Origin of the sequence: Streptomyces sp. R41 (assembly GCF_041053055.1) — a bacterium.
GTDB lineage: Bacteria > Actinomycetota > Actinomycetes > Streptomycetales > Streptomycetaceae > Streptomyces.
Map to the genome: position 1 here is coordinate 9098189 of NZ_CP163443.1, position 17121 is coordinate 9115309.

Genomic DNA, 17121 nt, shown 5'->3' on the forward strand with positions numbered 1-17121 from the left:
GATGGCCACATCGCGGAAGGCCCGGCCCAGGAGCGAAACCGCGAAGCTCACCCGCAGTTTCGGCCGGCTCGCGGCGCTCGGCGTGATCCTCGTGCTCGCGGGGCTCGTCGGGCTCGTCTACACCGCGGCCGCCACTTTGACGTCGATGATCCTCTTCGGCTGGCTCCTGCTGATCGGCGGCGCGGTCGGACTGGTGCACGCGATCCAGGCGCGCGGCACCAACTTCTTCTGGCTCGGCCTCGCGGTCGCCGCCCTGAACCTCGCGGCCGGCGCGGTCGTCATCCGCCGACCGGACGCGGCCGCCGAGGCACTGACCATGTTCGCCGCGCTACTGTTCCTGACCGGCGGGGTGTTCCGCCTGGCCGGCAGCATCGTCGTGCGCGGCCCCCAGTTCGGCTGGACCTCGTCCAGGGCGCCTTCGACCTGCTGCTCGGCATCCTGGTCCTCGCTTCCTGGCCGAGCAGCAGCAAGTACGTCATCGGCGCCTTCTTCTCGCTCGCGCTGCTCTTCGACGGCCTGGGCCTGATCGCGGCGGGACACGGCGGGCGGCGCGTCGTGGGCATGGTCTCGGAGCGCCTCGCGGACGACGGGAGGACGGGGAACGAATAGGGCGAGCCCGGCCCCAAACCCGTACAACCCGAATAGTTCCGAAGTCCGCACAACAGGGACAGGAGCAGTCTCACAACTGACCGTGTCATACGCCGACGATCAGAAGCTGTCGATAAGAGCTGACTTCTGTTCAGTCATACGGCACCGACCAGCGCGTTACCAACACTCGATGTGTGGTGACAATCGAGCGCAAGGGCGGCGACCGGACGATGGAGAACCTCGGGCGGGGGTCCGACCCGAGCCCTGAAGGCGGCGGACAGGTGGCTCCCGACCGGAGACCGCCGGGCCCGCTGCCGTACGAGGGGGTGTGGCGGTTCACCGCTCCCGCCATCGACGCCTCGGTGCCGCAGGCGCGGCACGCCGTCCGTGATCTGCTGTTCCGCCAGGGGGTGCCCGTCTCGGACGACCTGGTGCAGGGACTGCTCCTGATCGTCTCCGAACTGGTCACGAACGCGGTCCGGCACGCGGCGCTGCTGTCCCCGATGCTCGCCGTGGAGGTCGCGGTCGGCGCCGAGTGGGTGCGCGTCTCCGTGGAGGACAACCACCCCTACCGGCCGACCGCCCTCGAGGCCGACCACGGGCAGACCGGCGGCCGGGGGCTGCTGCTGGTGCGGGAGGTCACCAGGGAGTCGGGCGGAGTGTGCGACGTCGAGCACACCGCGAGCGGCGGCAAGGTGATCTGGGCCGCCCTGCCGCTCACTCCGAGCGTCGTGTAGCGGGACGGTCGTCACCAGCCGGCGGACGGGCCCGTCAGCTCCCTGATCGCCGGACGGGCCGCGTCCAGCACCGTCATGAACCACGACGAGAAGGTGTCCTTGGCGTGCCGCTCCGCCAGCTCGGCGGCGGTCACGAAGGCCGTCGAGCCGACCTCCTCCGGGTCGGGGCGCAGCGGCGACTGCACCATGCCGACGAAGAGGTGGTTGTACTCCTGCTCCACCAGGCCCGAGTCCGGGTCCGGGTGGTTGTAGCGGACCGTGCCCGCCTCGGCGAGCAGCGAGGGGGAGACCCCGAGCTCCTCGTACGTCCGCCGGGCCGCCGCGGCGAAGGGCGCCTCGCCCGGGTAGGGGTGGCCGCAGCAGGTGTTCGACCACACGCCGGGGGAGTGGTACTTGCCGAGCGCGCGCTGCTGCAGCAGCAGCCGGCCGCGCTCGTCGAAGAGGAACACGGAGAACGCGCGGTGCAACTGCCCGGGCGCCTGATGGGCGGCGAGCTTCTCTGCCGTGCCGATCGTGTTGCCGTCCTCGTCGACCAGCTCCAGCAAGATCGCTTCAACGGTGCCGTTCGACGAACTGTGCGTCGCGGTGGCAGGTGTGATCGGCATACCCATCCTTCGCATCGGTCTTCGAGCCCCAAGTCTGCCGTACGAAACCGGCACTCCCGGCACTTCGCGGCTCCCGCATGTCCCGCTCCGGAAGCCCGGAACGGGACATGCGGGCGACGTGCGTCAGACCCCGAAAGCGGCCGGATACCTGATCGTGCCCGGTGCCACCGACGAGGAATCGTCCAGGACAAGGGCCATCAGGTGTTCGGGCGGCACGTCGAATCCGGGCCGGATGCCGTACTCCGATGCGGGCACGAAACCGAACCTCGGGTAGTACCCGGGATGCCCGAGTACGAGGACGAGCCGCTCCCCACGCGCGCGTGCCGCCTCCAGCACCGCGCGTACGACGGCCGATCCGGCGCCCCGGCGCTGATGCTCCGGTCGTACGGCGACGGGGGCCAGCGCGGCAGCGTGGGCACCGTCGACATGGCAGCGGGTGATCAGCGCGTACGCCGCGATCGTGCCGTCCGGCGCCTCGGCGACGTACGACAGGCCCGGGAGCCACGCCCCCGGGTCGGCGCGCAGCGCGTCCACCAGATCGGCCTCCTCCGCCCTCCGGAAGGCGGTGGCGTTCACGGTGTGCACCTCGGCGTGGTCGGCGGAGGTTTCCCGGCGGGTGTGCCAGGCAGTGGTGTGTTCAGCGTTGTCGGTCAACGTGGAAACCCTTGGGTGAGGGGCCCGGCCGACGCGTGGTTGAGCTACGGGTCAGACTCGGGCCCGGGAAGAGGGGACGACTGTGTCGCTGCGCACAGCAGCGCCGAACGCGACAGTCATCAACCCACCTCCTCGAATCGCCGGCCACGCTAGCAGCGCGGGCGACGGTGGCGCCTCTCGATTAATGGCAGAGCTTCGCCTCGCGCTAATGGCAGAGCTTCGCCTCGTGCTCCGCGTGCCCGCTCGGCTCCAGTTGGAAGGTGCAGTGCTCGACATCGAAGTGGACGCCGAGGCAGCCCTGGAGCTCGTGGAGCATCTTCTCGTGGCCGATCGCGTTCAGGACGTCGGAGCTGACGACCACATGGACGGAGAGCACCGGCATGCCGGACGTGATCGTCCAGGCGTGCAGGTCGTGGATGTCCTCGACGCCCGGCAGGGCCAGGATGTGCGCCCGCACCTCCGCCATGTCCACGTTCTTGGGGGCGGCCTCCAGGAGCACGTTGAGCGTCTCCTGGAGAAGTTTCCAGGTGCGCGGGACGATCATGAGGCTGATCAGGATCGAGGCGATCGGGTCGGCGGCCTGCCAGCCCGTGGTCATGATCACCGTCGCGGCGATGATGACCGCCACCGAACCCAGTGCGTCCGCCACCACCTCCAGGAAGGCGCCGCGCACGTTCAGGCTGTCCTTCTGGCCGCGCATGAGCAGGATGAGCGAGATCGTGTTCGCGACCAGACCGATGAGGCCGAACACGATGGTCTGGCCGCCATGGGTGTCGACCGGGGTCACGAAGCGCTGGATCGCCTCGTAGAACACATAGCCGCCGACACCGAGCAGCAGCAGACAGTTGGCGAGCGCGGCGAGGATCTCGGCCCGCGCGTACCCGAAGGTGCGGGTCTCGCTCGGCGGGCGGGCCGCGAAATGGATCGCGAGCAGGGCCATGCCCAGGCCCAGCGCGTCCGTCGCCATGTGGGCCGCGTCCGCGATGAGCGCGAGCGAATCGGCGACGAGACCGCCGACGATCTCGACCACCATGACGGTGAGCGTGATCGACAGCGCGACGCGCAGCCTCCCGCGGTACGCCGCCGTCGCCGTACCGGTGGCCGGCGCGGCATGTGCATGCCCGTGGTCGTGCCCAGCCCCCATGGAAGCCGCCTCCTGTGTTCCGCTCGGGATCACAGTGAACTACGGGCGGCAGGTATCGGGCAACGCGGCACTGAACACCGTTGTCATATGCTCTGACCTGCGGAAACGATGCGCAGGTCAGAGCGTTGACAAGATCATTCGGCCGGTGTCCCGGGGTGGCGCAGCAGCCAGCCCGCCCACGCCGACTCGACCATCTCGCGCACGTCGCGCCGCGCGCTCCAGCCCAGTTCCTTCGCGGCCAGCGCGGCCGAGGCGACCGCCCGCGGGGCGTCACCGGGGCGGCGCGGCTCGACGACCGGCTCCCGGGTGTCCCCGCTGACCTCGCCGATGAGCGTGAGGAGTTCGCGGACCGAAACGCCTTCGCCGCGGCCGATGTTCACGGTCAGGTCGCCCGTCGCGCCGTCGGCCAGGCGCCGGGCCGCCGCGAGGTGCGCCTCGGCGAGGTCGGCGACGTGGATGTAGTCACGGACGCAGGTGCCGTCCGGCGTCGGATAGTCGTCCCCGAAGATCCGCGGGGCCTCGTCGCGCGTCAGGCGGTCGAAGACCATCGGGATCACGTTGAACACCCCGGTGTCGGCGAGCTCCGGCGCGGCCGCGCCCGCCACGTTGAAGTAGCGCAGGCACACGGTCGCGATGCCGTGCGCCCGGCCCGCCGCCCGCACCAGCCACTCCCCGGCGAGCTTCGTCTCGCCGTACGGGCTCATCGGGGCGCAGGGGGTGTCCTCCGTGATGAGGTCCACATCGGGGTTGCCGTAGACGGCCGCCGACGAGGAGAAGAGGAACCGCTCGACGCCCGCCCCGGCGGCCGCCTCCAGGAGCGTGGCGAGACCGCCCACGTTCTCCCGGTAGTAGCGCGTCGGCTCGGCGACGGACTCACCGACCTGCTTGCGCGCCGCGAGATGCACCACACCTGTCACCGCGTGCTCCGCGAAGACCCGCTTCAGCAGATCCCCGTCCAGCGACGAGCCCGGCACCAGCGGGATGCTCTCCGGAAGCCGGTTCGGCACCCCTGACGAGAGGTCGTCCAGGGCGACGACGCGCTCCCCGGCCTCCGCCATCGCCCGCGCCACGTGGGCCCCGATGTATCCGGCTCCGCCTGTGATCAGCCATGTCATGGACGCCCACCCTATGCCGGTCGTGCGCGGAGTCCGTCCTGCCCCGCTCAGGGCGGTCCTCCGAGGTCCGCCCTGCCCCGCTCCGGGCGGTGCGCCGGGTGGAGTGCGCCATGCCGAGAATGCGCCGGTCTGGGAGCGCGGTTTGTGGCGCGGGCCCCGGATCCCTGATGATGATCGCGGCGGAGGCCATGCAAAACCGGGTGGATCGGGCCATGAACAGGTGGTGAACGCCCGCTTCCATTCATCCGATAACCTCTGCCGACATGCCGCCCGGCCAAGCCCCGTCGTCGGGCCATCCCACCACGCACTTGACCGGCGCGGACGCGCCGGCACCCAGGGAGTGAGTTCGCTGTCGACCGCCATCCTCACCGGCCAGCCGGTTCCCGGATCGTCGCTTGAGGGCGATCTGCGGTCGCTCGGCTTCGACGTGCGGCTCGCCTCCGACGCCGGCGAGGCCGAGACTCTGCTGGCCGCCGTCCCCGCGGACCAGCGGGTCGCCGTCGTCGACGCCCGCTTCGTGGGCCACACGCACGCGCTGCGCCTCGGCCTCACGGACCCCCGGTTCGCGGCCTCCGCGCTGCCCGGTGCCATATCCGTGCAGCCCGAGGCCCGCCGGGCGCTGACCCGGGCCGTGGCCCGCGAGAGCTCCGCCTCCGGGGGCCTCGCCGTCGCCACGGACCATCTCGCCGAGCGCCTCACGGCTGCCCTCGACGCGGACGGCGTCGCCGTGCACCACCCCGAGCTCGGCACGCTCGTCGCCGCCGTCCCCAGTGACCCGCAGGAGCGCAACGAGGCCCGCCAGGCCGTGTCGGCCGTGGACGACGAGGCCGTACGACTGCGCAGCGCCGTGAAGGCCCGCGACGGCTTCTTCACCACCTACTGCATCAGCCCGTACTCGCGCTACATCGCCCGCTGGTGCGCGCGCCGCGGTCTCACCCCGAACCAGGTGACGACCGCCTCACTCCTCACCGCGCTCATCGCCGCGGGCTGCGCCGCCACCGGCACCCGCGTCGGCTTCGTCGGGGCGGGCCTCCTGCTCCTGTTCTCCTTCGTCCTGGACTGCACGGACGGCCAGCTCGCCCGCTACTCCCTGCAGTACTCGACACTCGGCGCCTGGCTCGACGCGACCTTCGACCGCGCCAAGGAGTACGCCTACTACGCGGGCCTCGCCCTCGGAGCGGCCCGCGGCGGCGACGACGTATGGGCGCTCGCCCTCGGCGCGATGATCCTGCAGACCTGCCGGCACGTCGTCGACTTCTCCTTCAACGAGGCGAACCACGACGCCACCGCCAACACCAGCCCCACCGCGGCTCTCTCGGACAAGCTCGACAGCGTCGGCTGGACGGTCTGGGTGCGCCGGATGATAGTGCTGCCCATCGGCGAGCGCTGGGCGATGATCGCCGTGCTGACGGCGCTGACCACCCCCCGCATCACCTTCTACGCGCTGCTCATCGGCTGCGCCTTCGCGGCGACGTACACGACGGCGGGGCGCGTACTGCGCTCGCTGACCCGCAAGGCACGGCGCACCGATCGCGCCGCCACCGCCCTCGCCGACCTCGCCGACTCCGGCCCGCTCGCCGAGTTCCTGACGCGCTTCACGCGCGGCGTGCTGAGCCGCGGTCCGGCGTACGTGGCCTTCGTCGCCGGAGCCCTCGTGGTGCTCGGCGCGGCGCTCGCCCCGTACGGCAGCTGGTGGCCCGTTCTGGGCGCCGTGATCTACGTACTTCTGTCCCCCGTGGCCCTCGCGCGGCCCCTCAAGGGCGCCCTCGACTGGCTCGTCCCGCCGTTCTTCCGCGCCGCCGAATACCTCACCGTTCTGGTACTGGCCGCCAAAGCCGACGTGAACGGAGCGCTTCCTGCGGCTTTCGGTCTGGTGGCCGCGGTCGCCTACCATCACTACGACACGGTGTACCGCATCCGCGGCAACGCCGGAGCCCCCCCGCACTGGCTGGTGCGGGCGATCGGCGGGCACGAAGGCAGGACGCTGCTGGTCACCGTCCTGGCCGCGCTGCTCACCGCCGCACAGTTCAAGGTCGCGCTCACGGTGCTCGCCGTGGCCGTCGCCCTGCTGGTGCTCATCGAGAGCATCCGCTTCTGGGTGTCCTCCGGGGCGCCCGCCGTACACGATGAAGGAGAACCCGCATGATCGGCCTCGTGCTGGCGGCCGGCGCCGGACGGCGTCTGCGCCCCTACACCGACAGCCTCCCCAAGGCTCTCGTACCGGTTGGTCCTGCGGGCATAGAGGACAGCATCACGGTCCTGGACCTCACCCTCGGCAACTTCGCCGAGATCGGTCTGACCGAGGTCGGCATCATCGTCGGCTACCGCAAGGAAGCCGTGTACGAGCGGCAGGCGGCCCTCGAGGAGAAGTACGGCCTCAAGCTCACCCTCATCGATAACGACAAGGCCGAGGAGTGGAACAACGCCTACTCCCTGTGGTGCGGCCGTGACGCCCTCAAGGACGGTGTGATCCTCGCCAACGGCGACACCGTGCACCCGGTCTCCGTCGAGCAGACGCTGCTCGCCGCCCGCGGCGACGGCAAGCGGATCATCCTCGCCCTCGACACGGTGAAGAAGCTCGCCGACGAGGAGATGAAGGTCGTCGTGGACCCCGACAAGGGCGTCCAGAAGATCACCAAGCTCATGGAGCCGTCCGAGGCCTCCGGCGAGTACATCGGTGTCACCCTCATCGAGGGCGAGGCCGCCGCCGAGCTGGCCGACGCCCTGAAGACGGTGTGGGAGACGGACCCGCAGCAGTTCTACGAGCACGGCTACCAGGAGCTCGTCAACCGCGGCTTCAAGATCGATGTCGCGCCGATCGGTGACGTCAAGTGGGTCGAGATCGACAACCACGACGACCTCGCCAAGGGACGTGAGATCGCGTGCCAGTACTGACGAGGCTCATCCCCTCGCCGGTCGTCGTCGACATCCGTCCGGGTGCCCTGGACGACCTGGCGAGTGTGCTCTCCGACCAGCGGATCTCGCACTCGGGCAAGCTCGCCGTCGCGGTCAGCAACGGCTCCGGCGCCAAGCTGCGCGAGCGGATCGCCCCGGCCCTGCCCGGCGCCACCTGGTACGAGGTCGGCGGCGGCACCCTCGACGACGCGATCCGGCTGGCCGGTGCCATCAAGTCCGGGCACTACGACGCGGTCGTGGGCCTGGGCGGCGGCAAGATCATCGACTGCGCGAAGTTCGCCGCGGCTCGTGTCGGCCTCCCGCTGGTCGCGGTGCCCACGAACCTCGCCCACGACGGCCTGTGCTCGCCCGTCGCGACCCTCGACAACGACGCGGGCCGCGGCTCGTACGGTGTGCCGAACCCGATCGCGGTCGTCATCGACCTCGATGTGATCCGCGAGGCCCCGGTGCGGTTCGTGCGCTCCGGCATCGGCGACGCCGTCTCCAACATCTCCGCGATCGCGGACTGGGAGCTGGCGAACCGCGTCAACGGCGAGAAGATCGACGGTCTCGCCGCGGCGATGGCCCGTCAGGCGGGCGAGGCGGTGCTGCGGCACCCGGGCGGGATCGGGGACAACGACTTCCTCCAGGTGCTGGCCGAGGCGCTCGTCCTCACCGGTGTGGCGATGTCGATCTCCGGCGACTCGCGCCCCGCGTCCGGCGCCTGCCACGAGATCAACCACGCCTTCGACCTCCTCTTCCCCAAGCGCGCGGCGAGCCACGGCGAGCAGTGCGGCCTGGGCGCGACCTTCGCGATGTACCTGCGGGGCGCCCACGAGGAGTCGGCGTACATGGCCGAGGTGCTGCACCGGCACGGGCTGCCGGTGCTGCCGGAGGAGATCGGCTTCACCGTGGACGAGTTCGTGCAGGTCGTGGAGTTCGCTCCGCAGACCCGGCCCGGCCGCTACACGATCCTCGAACACCTCGACCTGAAAACCGACCAGATCAAGGACATCTACTCCGACTATGCCAAGGCCATCGGTAGCTGAACTCCGCCCCGTCGTTCACCCCGCAGGGGTGAAGGACCGGCGCAGCGGTGAGCACTGGGCGGGACGCCTGTACATGCGAGAGATCTCGCTGCGCTGCGACCGCTACCTGGTGAACACCAGGATCACGCCCAACCAGCTCACGTACCTGATGACCCTCTTCGGTGTGCTCGCGGCCCCGGCCCTGCTGGTGCCCGGGATCGCGGGCGCCGTGCTCGGCGTGCTGATGGTCCAGCTCTATCTGCTGCTCGACTGCGTCGACGGCGAGATCGCGCGTTGGAAGCAGCAGTTCTCGCTCGGCGGGGTCTACCTGGACCGGGTCGGCGCCTATCTGACCGACGCCGCGGTGCTCGTCGGCTTCGGCCTGCGCGCCGCCGATCCTTGGGGCTCCGGGCGGATCGACTGGCTCTGGGCCTTCCTCGGCACCCTGGCCGCCCTCGGCGCGATCCTGATCAAGGCCGAGACCGATCTCGTCGGCGTCGCCCGTCACCAGGGCGGGCTGCCGCCGGTCAAGGAGGCGGCGTCCGAGCCGCGCTCGTCCGGCATGGCGCTCGCCCGCAGGGCCGCCGCGGCGCTGAAGTTCCACCGGCTGGTGCTCGGCATCGAGGCGTCCCTGCTGATCCTGGTCCTGGCGGTCCTGGACCAGGTGCGCGGCGACCTGTTCTTCTCCCGGCTCGGCGTCGCGGTGCTCGCCGGCATCGCGCTCCTGCAGACCGTGCTGCATCTCGTGTCCATCCTCGCCTCGAGCAGGCTGAAGTGAGCGCCCCGATGAAGGTCGGCGCGGTCATCATCACCATGGGCAACCGCCCCGACGAGCTCCGAGCCCTGCTGGACTCCGTCGCCAAGCAGGACGGCGACCGGGTCGAGGTGGTCGTGGTCGGCAACGGCTCGCCCGTCCCGGACGTCCCCGAAGGCACACGCACCGTCGAACTGCCCGAGAACCTCGGCATACCCGGCGGCCGCAACGTCGGCATCGAGGCCTTCGGCCCCGGCGGCACCGAAGTCGACATCCTGCTCTTCCTGGACGACGACGGCCTGCTCGCGCACCACGACACCGCCGAGCTGTGCCGCCAGGCCTTCGCCGCCGACCCGGAGCTCGGCATCATCAGCTTCCGGATCGCCGACCCCGAGACCGGCGAGACCCAGCGCCGCCACGTCCCGCGGCTGCGCGCCTCGGACCCGATGCGCAACTCACGCGTCACCACCTTCCTCGGCGGCGCCAACGCGGTCCGTACGAAGGTCCTCGCCGAAGTCGGCGGGCTTCCGGACGAATTCTTCTACGCCCACGAGGAAACCGACCTGGCATGGCGGGCCCTCGACGCGGGCTGGATGATCGACTACCGGTCCGACATGGTGCTGTACCACCCGACGACCGCGCCCTCGCGGCACGCGGTCTACCACCGCATGGTGGCCCGCAACCGCGTCTGGCTCGCGCGCCGGAACCTTCCGGCGCCGCTCGTCCCCGTCTACCTCGGCGTCTGGATGCTCCTGACGCTGCTGCGCCGCCCCTCGGGAGCGGCCCTCAGGGCGTGGTTCGGCGGCTTCAAGGAAGGCTGGACCAGTCCATGCGGCCCCCGGCGCCCCATGAAGTGGCGTACGGTGTGGCGGCTGACTCGACTGGGCCGACCTCCTGTCATCTGACAAGCTCATTTCTGAGAGCATTCGTGGCCGTACCCCGGTCCCTGGCTCATGCCTACGCCCGACCAGGCTGTGCGCATCTTGAAGACGAAAGTTTCCACTTGTGAGTGAGACAACGCATGACGGCGGAGTCGCGGTGAGCGACCGACCGTCGCCCGATGACGGGCTCTCCGCGGCCGAGATGGCCTCCAAGTACGGGCTCGCGGTCAGCGGCGCCCGGCCTGGACTCGTCGAGTACGTGCGTCAGCTCTGGGGGCGGCGCCACTTCATCCTCGCCTTCTCGCAGGCGAAGCTCACCGCCCAGTACAGCCAGGCCAAGCTGGGTCAGCTGTGGCAGGTGGCGACCCCGCTGCTGAACGCGGGCGTCTACTACCTGATCTTCGGCCTCATCCTGAAGGCCAACCGCGGTATGTCGCACGACGTGTACATCCCGTTCCTGGTGACGGGCGTCTTCGTCTTCACGTTCACGCAGAGCTCGATCATGGCCGGCGTCCGCGCGATCTCCGGCAACCTGGGGCTGGTGCGCGCGCTGCACTTCCCGCGCGCCTCGCTGCCCATCTCCTTCGCGCTCCAGCAGCTCCAGCAGCTGCTCTTCTCGATGATCGTGCTGTTCGTCGTGGCGATCGCCTTCGGCAGCTACCCGGGCCTGTCCTGGCTGCTGATCATCCCGGTGCTCGTCCTGCAGTTCCTCTTCAACACGGGCCTCGCCCTGATCGTGGCCAGGATGGGCGCCAAGACGCCGGACCTGGCCCAGCTGATGCCGTTCATCCTGCGTACGTGGATGTACGCGTCCGGTGTCATGTTCTCCATCAGCACCATGCTCGCCGGCCGACCGGAGTGGATCGCCCGCGCGCTGCAGGCGAACCCGGCCGCCGTCTACATGGACCTGATGCGCTACGCGCTCATCGACGGGTACGGATCGGCGAACCTGCCGCCGCACGTGTGGGCCATCGCGCTCTTCTGGGCCGTGGTCGTCGCCGTCGGCGGGTTCGTGTACTTCTGGAAGGCTGAAGAGAGGTACGGCCGTGGCTGAGCAGACGTCTCACGTCCCCACCGTCATCGCGGACGAGCTGCACATCGTCTATCGCGTCAACGGCGCCAAGACCGGCAAGGGCAGTGCCACCGCCGCCCTCAGCCGCATCCTCAAGCGCGGCGGCGAGGAGCGCGGGGTCCGCAAGGTGCACGCCGTCCGTGGTGTCTCCTTCACCGCGTACCGCGGCGAGGCCATCGGCCTGATCGGTTCGAACGGCTCCGGCAAGTCCACGCTCCTGCGGGCCATCGCCGGCCTGCTCCCCGCCGAGAAGGGCAAGGTCTACACCGACGGCCAGCCCTCGCTGCTCGGCGTGAACGCGGCCCTGATGAACGACCTGACGGGCGAGCGGAACGTCATATTGGGCGGGCTCGCGATGGGCATGTCCCGCGAGCAGATCAAGGAGCGCTACCAGGAGATCGTCGACTTCTCGGGCATCAACGAGAAGGGCGACTTCATCACCCTCCCCATGCGCACCTACTCGTCCGGCATGGCGGCCCGCCTCCGCTTCTCCATCGCGGCCGCCAAGGACCACGACGTCCTGATGATCGACGAGGCCCTCGCCACCGGCGACCGCAAGTTCCAAAAGCGCTCCGAGGAGCGCATCCGCGAGCTCCGTAAGTCCGCCGGCACCGTGTTTCTGGTCAGTCACAACAACAAGTCGATCCGCGACACCTGCGACCGCGTGCTCTGGCTGGAGCGCGGTGAGCTGCGCATGGACGGCCCGACCGAAGAGGTCCTCAAGGAGTACGAGAAGTTCACGGGCAAGTAGCCCATTTCGCCCAGGGCCCCGCCGGAACTCTTCGGCGGGGCCCTGCGTCTGCAAAGGAAACGCCAACTCCTGCTGGCCTTAGGAATCTTGACGCCAATCGGTGTGTTGTTGTGATGTGCAGGACACCCCGACGGAGCGTGCCGCGTTGTACAACGTAAGCTGTACCGGTGCTGATTCACGGCAAGTAGGGCGATAATGCGCGACACCCGGCACCGGCGCGCTGCGCGGACCTCCGGGCGGCGTGTCCGAAATGGGCACTATTGGGTCGGCAGTGTAGAACGGGAGATGTGACGGCAATGGCTACGGAAAGTCTCCAGCTCCGCGATGCGTGTGCCGTCTCCGCGCCGGGCGGCGAGCGGTGACCGAAGCCGGGACGGCGCGCACCGGCGATCCGGAGCGTGACACCCTCGACAAGGCTGCGGACGAGAATTTCCCCGTGGCGCCCTTCTTCCTGCCAAGGGCCTGGCGCGACGACCTGATGGCCGTCTACGGCTTCGCGCGTCTCGTCGACGACATCGGTGACGGCGACCTCGCCCCGGGCGGCGCGGACGCCCGCCTCCTCGGCGTGTCGCCCGCGGAGGCCGAGGACCGCCTCCTTCTCCTTGACGCCTTCGAAGCCGATCTTCACCGCGTGTTCGACTCGACCCCGCGCCACCCCTTGCTGTGCCGGCTCCAGCCCACGGTCCGTCGCGCCGGCCTCACCCCCGAGCCCTTCCTCGGCCTGATCGCGGCCAACCGCCAGGACCAACTCGTCAAGCGGTACGAGACCTACGACGACCTCGTCGCCTACTGCGAGCTGTCCGCCAACCCCGTCGGCCGCCTGGTCCTCTCCGTCACCGGCACCTCCACGCCCGAGCGTGTCCGCCTCTCCGACGCGGTGTGCACGGCGCTGCAGATCGTCGAACACCTCCAGGACGTCGCCGAGGACCTCGGCCGCGACCGTGTCTACCTGCCTGCCGAGGACATGAAGCGCTTCCACGTCCAGGAGGCGGATCTCGCCGCTGCCACAGCAGGCGCATCGGTACGAGCATTGGTTGCATACGAAGCAGAACGCGCCTTGAACCTCCTGAATGAAGGCACCCCCCTCGTGGGTAGCGTCCACGGCAGGCTGAAGCTGCTGCTCGCGGGGTTCATTGCGGGGGGAAGGGCGGCAATCCGTGCGATTGCCGCCGCCGAATACGACGTACTTCCCGGCCCGCCCAAGCCCGGCAAGCTCCAGTTGCTGCGCGAGGTGGGAGTGACTCTGCGAGGAGAGGGGTGATCCGGACCGTGGAGTCGGAACAACACGTGTCCGCACCGGTACTCGCCGCGTACAGCTACTGCGAGGCAGTCACCGGTCAGCAGGCCCGTAATTTCGCGTACGGCATCAGACTTCTGCCGACGCCCAAGCGCCGTGCGATGTCGGCGCTCTACGCGTTCTCGCGGCGTGTCGACGACATCGGCGACGGCGCGCTCGCATCGGACGTCAAGGCGGCCCGCCTCGAGGACACCCGGGCACTGCTCGCCCGGGTGCGCGACGGCTCCGTCGACGAGGACGACACCGACCCGGTCGCGGTCGCCCTCAGCCACACCGCCTCGCACTTCCCGGTGCCCCTCGCCGGCCTCGATGAACTCATCGACGGCGTCCTCATGGACGTACGCGGCGAGACGTACGAGACCTGGGACGACCTGAAGGTCTACTGCCGCTGTGTGGCCGGGGCGATCGGGCGGCTCTCGCTCGGCGTGTTCGGTACGGAACCGGGGGCGCGCGGCGCCGAGCGCGCGCCGGAGTACGCCGACACACTCGGGCTCGCGCTCCAACTCACCAACATCCTGCGGGACGTACGCGAGGACGCCGAGGGCGGGCGTACCTACCTGCCCGCCGACGACCTCGCCAAGTTCGGCTGCTCGGCCGGGTTCAACGGGCCGACTCCACCGGAGGGCTCCGACTTCGCGGGCCTCGTGCACTTCGAAGTGCGTCGGGCCCGCGCTCTTTTCGCCGAGGGCTACCGACTGCTGCCCATGCTGGACCGGCGCAGCGGCGCCTGTGTCGCGGCGATGGCAGGCATCTACCGCCGCCTCCTCGACCGCATCGAGCGCGAGCCGGAGGCCGTGCTGCGCGGTCGGGTCTCATTGCCCGGACGCGAGAAGGCGTATGTCGCGGTGCGCGGCCTCTCCGGCCTCGACGCCCGGCATGTGTCCCGCCGCACCGTCAGGAGGCGCACTTGATGGACAATTTGGGCCAAGGTGATTCCATCGACGAAAAGCGGCACGCAACCCTCCGGAGCCGCGTGGCGTCCCTGACTGCAACGACCTGCCGTGCACGGTTCAATCATCGCGGCGGGTCCCTGGGGGAGGGTGCACGATGAGCGAGGTCACGCAGCCCGCGGGCAGCTCTGGCGCGACCGCTGTGGTGGTCGGCGGCGGGCTCGCCGGGATCACCACAGCGCTGGCGCTGGCCGACGCCGGGGTGCGCGTGACCCTGCTCGAAGGGCGGCCGCGGCTCGGCGGTCTCGCGTTCTCCTTCCAGCGCGGCGATCTCACCGTGGACAACGGACAGCATGTGTATCTGCGCTGCTGCACCGCCTACCGCTGGTTCCTCGACCGCGTCGACGGAGCCTCGCTGGCGCCGCTGCAGGATCGTCTCGACGTGCCCGTTCTCGACGCCGAGGGCAAACCCGGGCGACGGCTCGGCAGAATCGGCCGCACCGCGCTGCCCGTACCACTGCATCTGGCGCGCAGCCTCGCGACGTATCAGCATCTGTCGCTCGCCGAGCGCGCCAAGGTCGGGCGTGCCGCGCTGGCGCTCAAGGGCCTGGATCTCGCCGATCCGGCGCTCGACGCGCAGAACTTCGGCAGCTGGCTCGCCGAGCACGGTCAGTCGCAGCGTGCCGTCGAAGCACTGTGGGACCTCGTGGGGGTCGCCACCCTCAACGCGGTGGCCTCGGATGCTTCGCTCGGGCTCGCCGCGATGGTGTTCAAGACCGGTCTGCTGTCCGACCCGGGCGCGGCCGACATCGGCTGGGCACGCGTCCCGCTGGGCGAACTGCACGACACTCTGACCCGCAAGGCGCTCGACTCCGCGGGCGTCCGTACCGAGGTCCGTACACGCGTCACCTCCATCTCCCCCAACGAGAACGGGCGTTGGAGCGTTCAGGTTCCCGGCGAGAGCATCGAAGCCGACGCGGTCGTCCTCGCCGTACCCCAGCGCGAGGCCCACGATCTGCTGCCCGAGGGTGCGCTCGACGCTCCTGAGCGGCTCCTCGAGATCGGCACCGCGCCGATCCTCAACGTCCATGTCGTCTACGACCGGAAGGTGCTCAGCAGGCCGTTCTTCGCCGCGCTGGGCTCCCCGGTGCAGTGGGTCTTCGACCGCACCGAGGCGTCCGGGCTGCGCGAGGGGCAGTACCTGGCCCTCTCGCAGTCGGCCGCCAAGGACGAGATCGACGAGCCCGTCTCCGTACTGCGCGAGCGCTATCTGCCGGAGCTGGAGCGGCTGCTGCCCGCCGCGCGCGGCGCGGCGGTGAAGGACTTCTTCGTGACCCGGGAGCGCACGGCGACGTTCGCCCCCACCCCCGGCGTCGGGCGGCTGCGGCCCGGCGCCCGCACCAAAGCCCCCGGCCTGTACCTGGCCGGATCGTGGACCGCCACCGGGTGGCCCGCGACCATGGAGAGTGCGGTCCGCAGTGGTGTCAGTGCGGCGGGCGCCGCGCTGGGCGCCCTGGGCCGGCCCCGCGATCACCTCTTCGAACTCTTCGAGGAGGCGGCATGACGCTCGATCAGAGCACGGCAGGCCCCCGCACCCCCGGTATCGCAACAAGAGGAGAGACTGTGCCCACTGTGCCCCCGGCCGAAACGGCTGCCGACGCGGTGGACGTGACCGCGCTCCTTGAGCGCGGCCGGACCCTGGCCACACCGGTGCTGAAGGCGGCCGTCGACCGCCTGGCGGCGCCCATGGACACCGTCGCCGCCTACCACTTCGGCTGGATCGACGCCGAGGGCAACCCCGCGGACGGCGACGGCGGCAAGGCCGTACGCCCCGCGCTCGCCGTCCTGTCCGCGCAGGCCGCCGGTGCCGCCCCCGAGGTGGGCGTGCCGGGTGCGGTCGCCGTTGAACTGGTGCACAACTTCTCACTGCTGCACGACGACCTGATGGACGGTGACGAACAGCGCCGCCACCGCGACACCGTCTGGAAGGTGCACGGGCCCGCTCAGGCCATCCTCGTCGGCGACGCCCTGTTCGCGCTGGCCAACGAGATCCTGCTGGAGCTCGGCACCGTCGAGGCGGGCCGTGCCACGCGCCGCCTCACCAGCGCGACCCGTGCCCTGATCGACGGTCAGGCCCAGGACATCTCCTACGAGCACCGCGACCGGGTCACCGTCGAGGAGTGCCTGGAGATGGAGGGCAACAAGACGGGCGCCCTGCTCGCCTGTGCCTGCTCCATCGGCGCGGTGCTCGGCGGCGCCGACGACTTCACCGCCGACACGCTGGAGAAGTACGGCTACCACCTCGGCCTGGCCTTCCAGGCCGTCGACGACCTCCTCGGCATCTGGGGCGACCCGGTGGCCACCGGAAAGCAGACCTGGAGCGATCTGCGCCAGCGCAAGAAGTCCCTGCCGGTCGTGGCCGCGCTCGCCGCGGGCGGGCCCGCCTCCGAGCGCCTCGGCGAACTGCTCGCCGAGGACGCCAAGGCCAGCGACTTCGAGAACTTCTCCGAGGAGGAGTTCGCCGCGCGGGCCGCGCTCATCGAGGAGGCGGGCGGCCGTGAGTGGACCGCCCAGGAGGCGCGTCGCCAGCACACCATCGCCATCGGGGCCCTGGACGCCGTCCGGATGCCCGACCAGGTGCGGGCCCAGTTCGTGGCGCTCGCCGACTTCGTCGTCGTACGGAAGAGATGATCACTATCGGTCGAATGAA

The 17121-nt window shown here is 70.2% G+C and carries 17 protein-coding genes and 1 pseudogene; 14 read left to right on the forward strand and 4 right to left on the reverse strand.

The genetic code is table 11. The features are described 5' to 3' along the window. Nucleotide 1 precedes the first annotated feature (1 nt). Both AB5J53_RS41305 and AB5J53_RS41310 read left to right on the forward strand, forming a co-directional pair. Nucleotides 2-609: pseudogene (locus tag AB5J53_RS41305) on the forward strand (HdeD family acid-resistance protein). A gap of 209 nt (nucleotides 610-818) precedes the next feature. Then, nucleotides 819-1325 carry an ATP-binding protein gene (locus AB5J53_RS41310; RefSeq protein ID WP_369252789.1) on the forward strand — a complete coding sequence of 169 codons (507 nt, stop codon included), beginning with the start codon at nucleotides 819-821 and terminating at the stop codon, nucleotides 1323-1325. An 11-nt stretch (nucleotides 1326-1336) separates the two neighbouring features. Here the strand turns inward: AB5J53_RS41310 and idi are convergent, their stop codons facing one another. The 4 genes from idi to galE all read right to left on the reverse strand — a co-directional run bounded on the left by idi (nucleotide 1337) and on the right by galE (nucleotide 4843). Beyond that, nucleotides 1337-1930 carry an isopentenyl-diphosphate Delta-isomerase gene (idi, locus tag AB5J53_RS41315; RefSeq protein ID WP_369250718.1) on the reverse strand — a complete coding sequence of 198 codons (594 nt, stop codon included), beginning with the start codon at nucleotides 1928-1930 and terminating at the stop codon, nucleotides 1337-1339. A gap of 123 nt (nucleotides 1931-2053) precedes the next feature. Continuing rightward, nucleotides 2054-2584, reverse strand: a complete 531-nt coding sequence (locus tag AB5J53_RS41320) for a GNAT family N-acetyltransferase (protein WP_369250719.1) — start codon at nucleotides 2582-2584, stop codon at nucleotides 2054-2056. Between the two features lie 205 nt (nucleotides 2585-2789). After that, nucleotides 2790-3728, reverse strand: a complete 939-nt coding sequence (locus AB5J53_RS41325; protein ID WP_369250720.1) for a cation diffusion facilitator family transporter — start codon at nucleotides 3726-3728, stop codon at nucleotides 2790-2792. A 134-nt stretch (nucleotides 3729-3862) separates the two neighbouring features. Then, nucleotides 3863-4843: a UDP-glucose 4-epimerase GalE gene (galE, locus tag AB5J53_RS41330; RefSeq protein ID WP_369250721.1), complete on the reverse strand. Its 981-nt coding sequence runs from the start codon at nucleotides 4841-4843 to the stop codon at nucleotides 3863-3865. A gap of 349 nt (nucleotides 4844-5192) precedes the next feature. On the opposite strand from galE, the gene AB5J53_RS41335 reads away from it, so the two are divergent. The 12 genes from AB5J53_RS41335 (at nucleotide 5193) to AB5J53_RS41390 (ending at nucleotide 17102) form a co-directional block, all read left to right on the forward strand. Continuing rightward, nucleotides 5193-6989, forward strand: a complete 1797-nt coding sequence (locus AB5J53_RS41335; RefSeq protein ID WP_369252791.1) for a DUF5941 domain-containing protein — start codon at nucleotides 5193-5195, stop codon at nucleotides 6987-6989. Further along, nucleotides 6986-7738 (forward strand): sugar phosphate nucleotidyltransferase, encoded by a 753-nt coding sequence (locus AB5J53_RS41340; RefSeq protein WP_369250722.1) that lies wholly within the window; start codon nucleotides 6986-6988, stop codon nucleotides 7736-7738. The genes AB5J53_RS41335 and AB5J53_RS41340 overlap by 4 nt, the downstream gene beginning before the upstream one ends. Continuing rightward, entirely contained in the window at nucleotides 7726-8787 is a 1062-nt protein-coding gene (locus tag AB5J53_RS41345) for an iron-containing alcohol dehydrogenase family protein (protein ID WP_369250723.1), read from the forward strand. Before AB5J53_RS41340 ends, AB5J53_RS41345 begins: the two co-directional genes overlap by 13 nt. After that, nucleotides 8765-9544, forward strand: a complete 780-nt coding sequence (locus AB5J53_RS41350) for a CDP-alcohol phosphatidyltransferase family protein (RefSeq protein WP_369250724.1) — start codon at nucleotides 8765-8767, stop codon at nucleotides 9542-9544. The genes AB5J53_RS41345 and AB5J53_RS41350 overlap by 23 nt, the downstream gene beginning before the upstream one ends. Next, entirely contained in the window at nucleotides 9541-10425 is an 885-nt protein-coding gene (locus AB5J53_RS41355; RefSeq protein ID WP_369250725.1) for a glycosyltransferase family 2 protein, read from the forward strand. The genes AB5J53_RS41350 and AB5J53_RS41355 overlap by 4 nt, the downstream gene beginning before the upstream one ends. 100 nt (nucleotides 10426-10525) lie before the next feature. Then, nucleotides 10526-11455, forward strand: a complete 930-nt coding sequence (locus AB5J53_RS41360) for an ABC transporter permease (protein ID WP_369250726.1) — start codon at nucleotides 10526-10528, stop codon at nucleotides 11453-11455. Then, complete coding sequence (locus AB5J53_RS41365) at nucleotides 11448-12224, forward strand: ABC transporter ATP-binding protein (protein WP_369250727.1); 777 nt, start codon at nucleotides 11448-11450, stop codon at nucleotides 12222-12224. Before AB5J53_RS41360 ends, AB5J53_RS41365 begins: the two co-directional genes overlap by 8 nt. Before the next feature lie 358 nt (nucleotides 12225-12582). Beyond that, on the forward strand, nucleotides 12583-13485 hold the full coding sequence (hpnC, locus tag AB5J53_RS41370; RefSeq protein ID WP_369250728.1) for a squalene synthase HpnC: 903 nt from the start codon (nucleotides 12583-12585) through the stop codon (nucleotides 13483-13485). Beyond that, on the forward strand, nucleotides 13482-14432 hold the full coding sequence (hpnD, locus tag AB5J53_RS41375; RefSeq protein ID WP_369250729.1) for a presqualene diphosphate synthase HpnD: 951 nt from the start codon (nucleotides 13482-13484) through the stop codon (nucleotides 14430-14432). The genes hpnC and hpnD overlap by 4 nt, the downstream gene beginning before the upstream one ends. Continuing rightward, nucleotides 14432-14572, forward strand: a complete 141-nt coding sequence (locus AB5J53_RS41380; RefSeq protein WP_369250730.1) for a DUF6380 family protein — start codon at nucleotides 14432-14434, stop codon at nucleotides 14570-14572. Before hpnD ends, AB5J53_RS41380 begins: the two co-directional genes overlap by 1 nt. After that, on the forward strand, nucleotides 14569-15975 hold the full coding sequence (hpnE, locus tag AB5J53_RS41385; RefSeq protein ID WP_369250731.1) for a hydroxysqualene dehydroxylase HpnE: 1407 nt from the start codon (nucleotides 14569-14571) through the stop codon (nucleotides 15973-15975). The genes AB5J53_RS41380 and hpnE overlap by 4 nt, the downstream gene beginning before the upstream one ends. Continuing rightward, the gene (locus AB5J53_RS41390; protein WP_369250732.1) at nucleotides 15972-17102 is read left to right on the forward strand and encodes a polyprenyl synthetase family protein; all 1131 of its coding nucleotides are present in this window, start codon (nucleotides 15972-15974) and stop codon (nucleotides 17100-17102) included. The genes hpnE and AB5J53_RS41390 overlap by 4 nt, the downstream gene beginning before the upstream one ends. The last annotated feature ends 19 nt before the right edge of the window (nucleotides 17103-17121 follow it).

Excerpts from the sequence above, each read along its gene's own strand:
- AB5J53_RS41380 (WP_369250730.1), top strand. The coding sequence starts at position 14,432 with ATGGACAATTTGGGCCAAGGTGATTCCATCGACGAAAAGCGGCACGCA.
- AB5J53_RS41390 (WP_369250732.1), top strand. The coding sequence starts at position 15,972 with ATGACGCTCGATCAGAGCACGGCAGGCCCCCGCACCCCCGGTATCGCA.
- AB5J53_RS41310 (WP_369252789.1), top strand. The coding sequence starts at position 819 with ATGGAGAACCTCGGGCGGGGGTCCGACCCGAGCCCTGAAGGCGGCGGA.
- AB5J53_RS41350 (WP_369250724.1), top strand. The coding sequence starts at position 8,765 with ATGCCAAGGCCATCGGTAGCTGAACTCCGCCCCGTCGTTCACCCCGCA.
- galE (WP_369250721.1), bottom strand. The coding sequence starts at position 4,843 with ATGACATGGCTGATCACAGGCGGAGCCGGATACATCGGGGCCCACGTG.
- hpnE (WP_369250731.1), top strand. The coding sequence starts at position 14,569 with ATGAGCGAGGTCACGCAGCCCGCGGGCAGCTCTGGCGCGACCGCTGTG.
- AB5J53_RS41340 (WP_369250722.1), top strand. The coding sequence starts at position 6,986 with ATGATCGGCCTCGTGCTGGCGGCCGGCGCCGGACGGCGTCTGCGCCCC.
- idi (WP_369250718.1), bottom strand. The coding sequence starts at position 1,930 with ATGCCGATCACACCTGCCACCGCGACGCACAGTTCGTCGAACGGCACC.
- AB5J53_RS41325 (WP_369250720.1), bottom strand. The coding sequence starts at position 3,728 with ATGGGGGCTGGGCACGACCACGGGCATGCACATGCCGCGCCGGCCACC.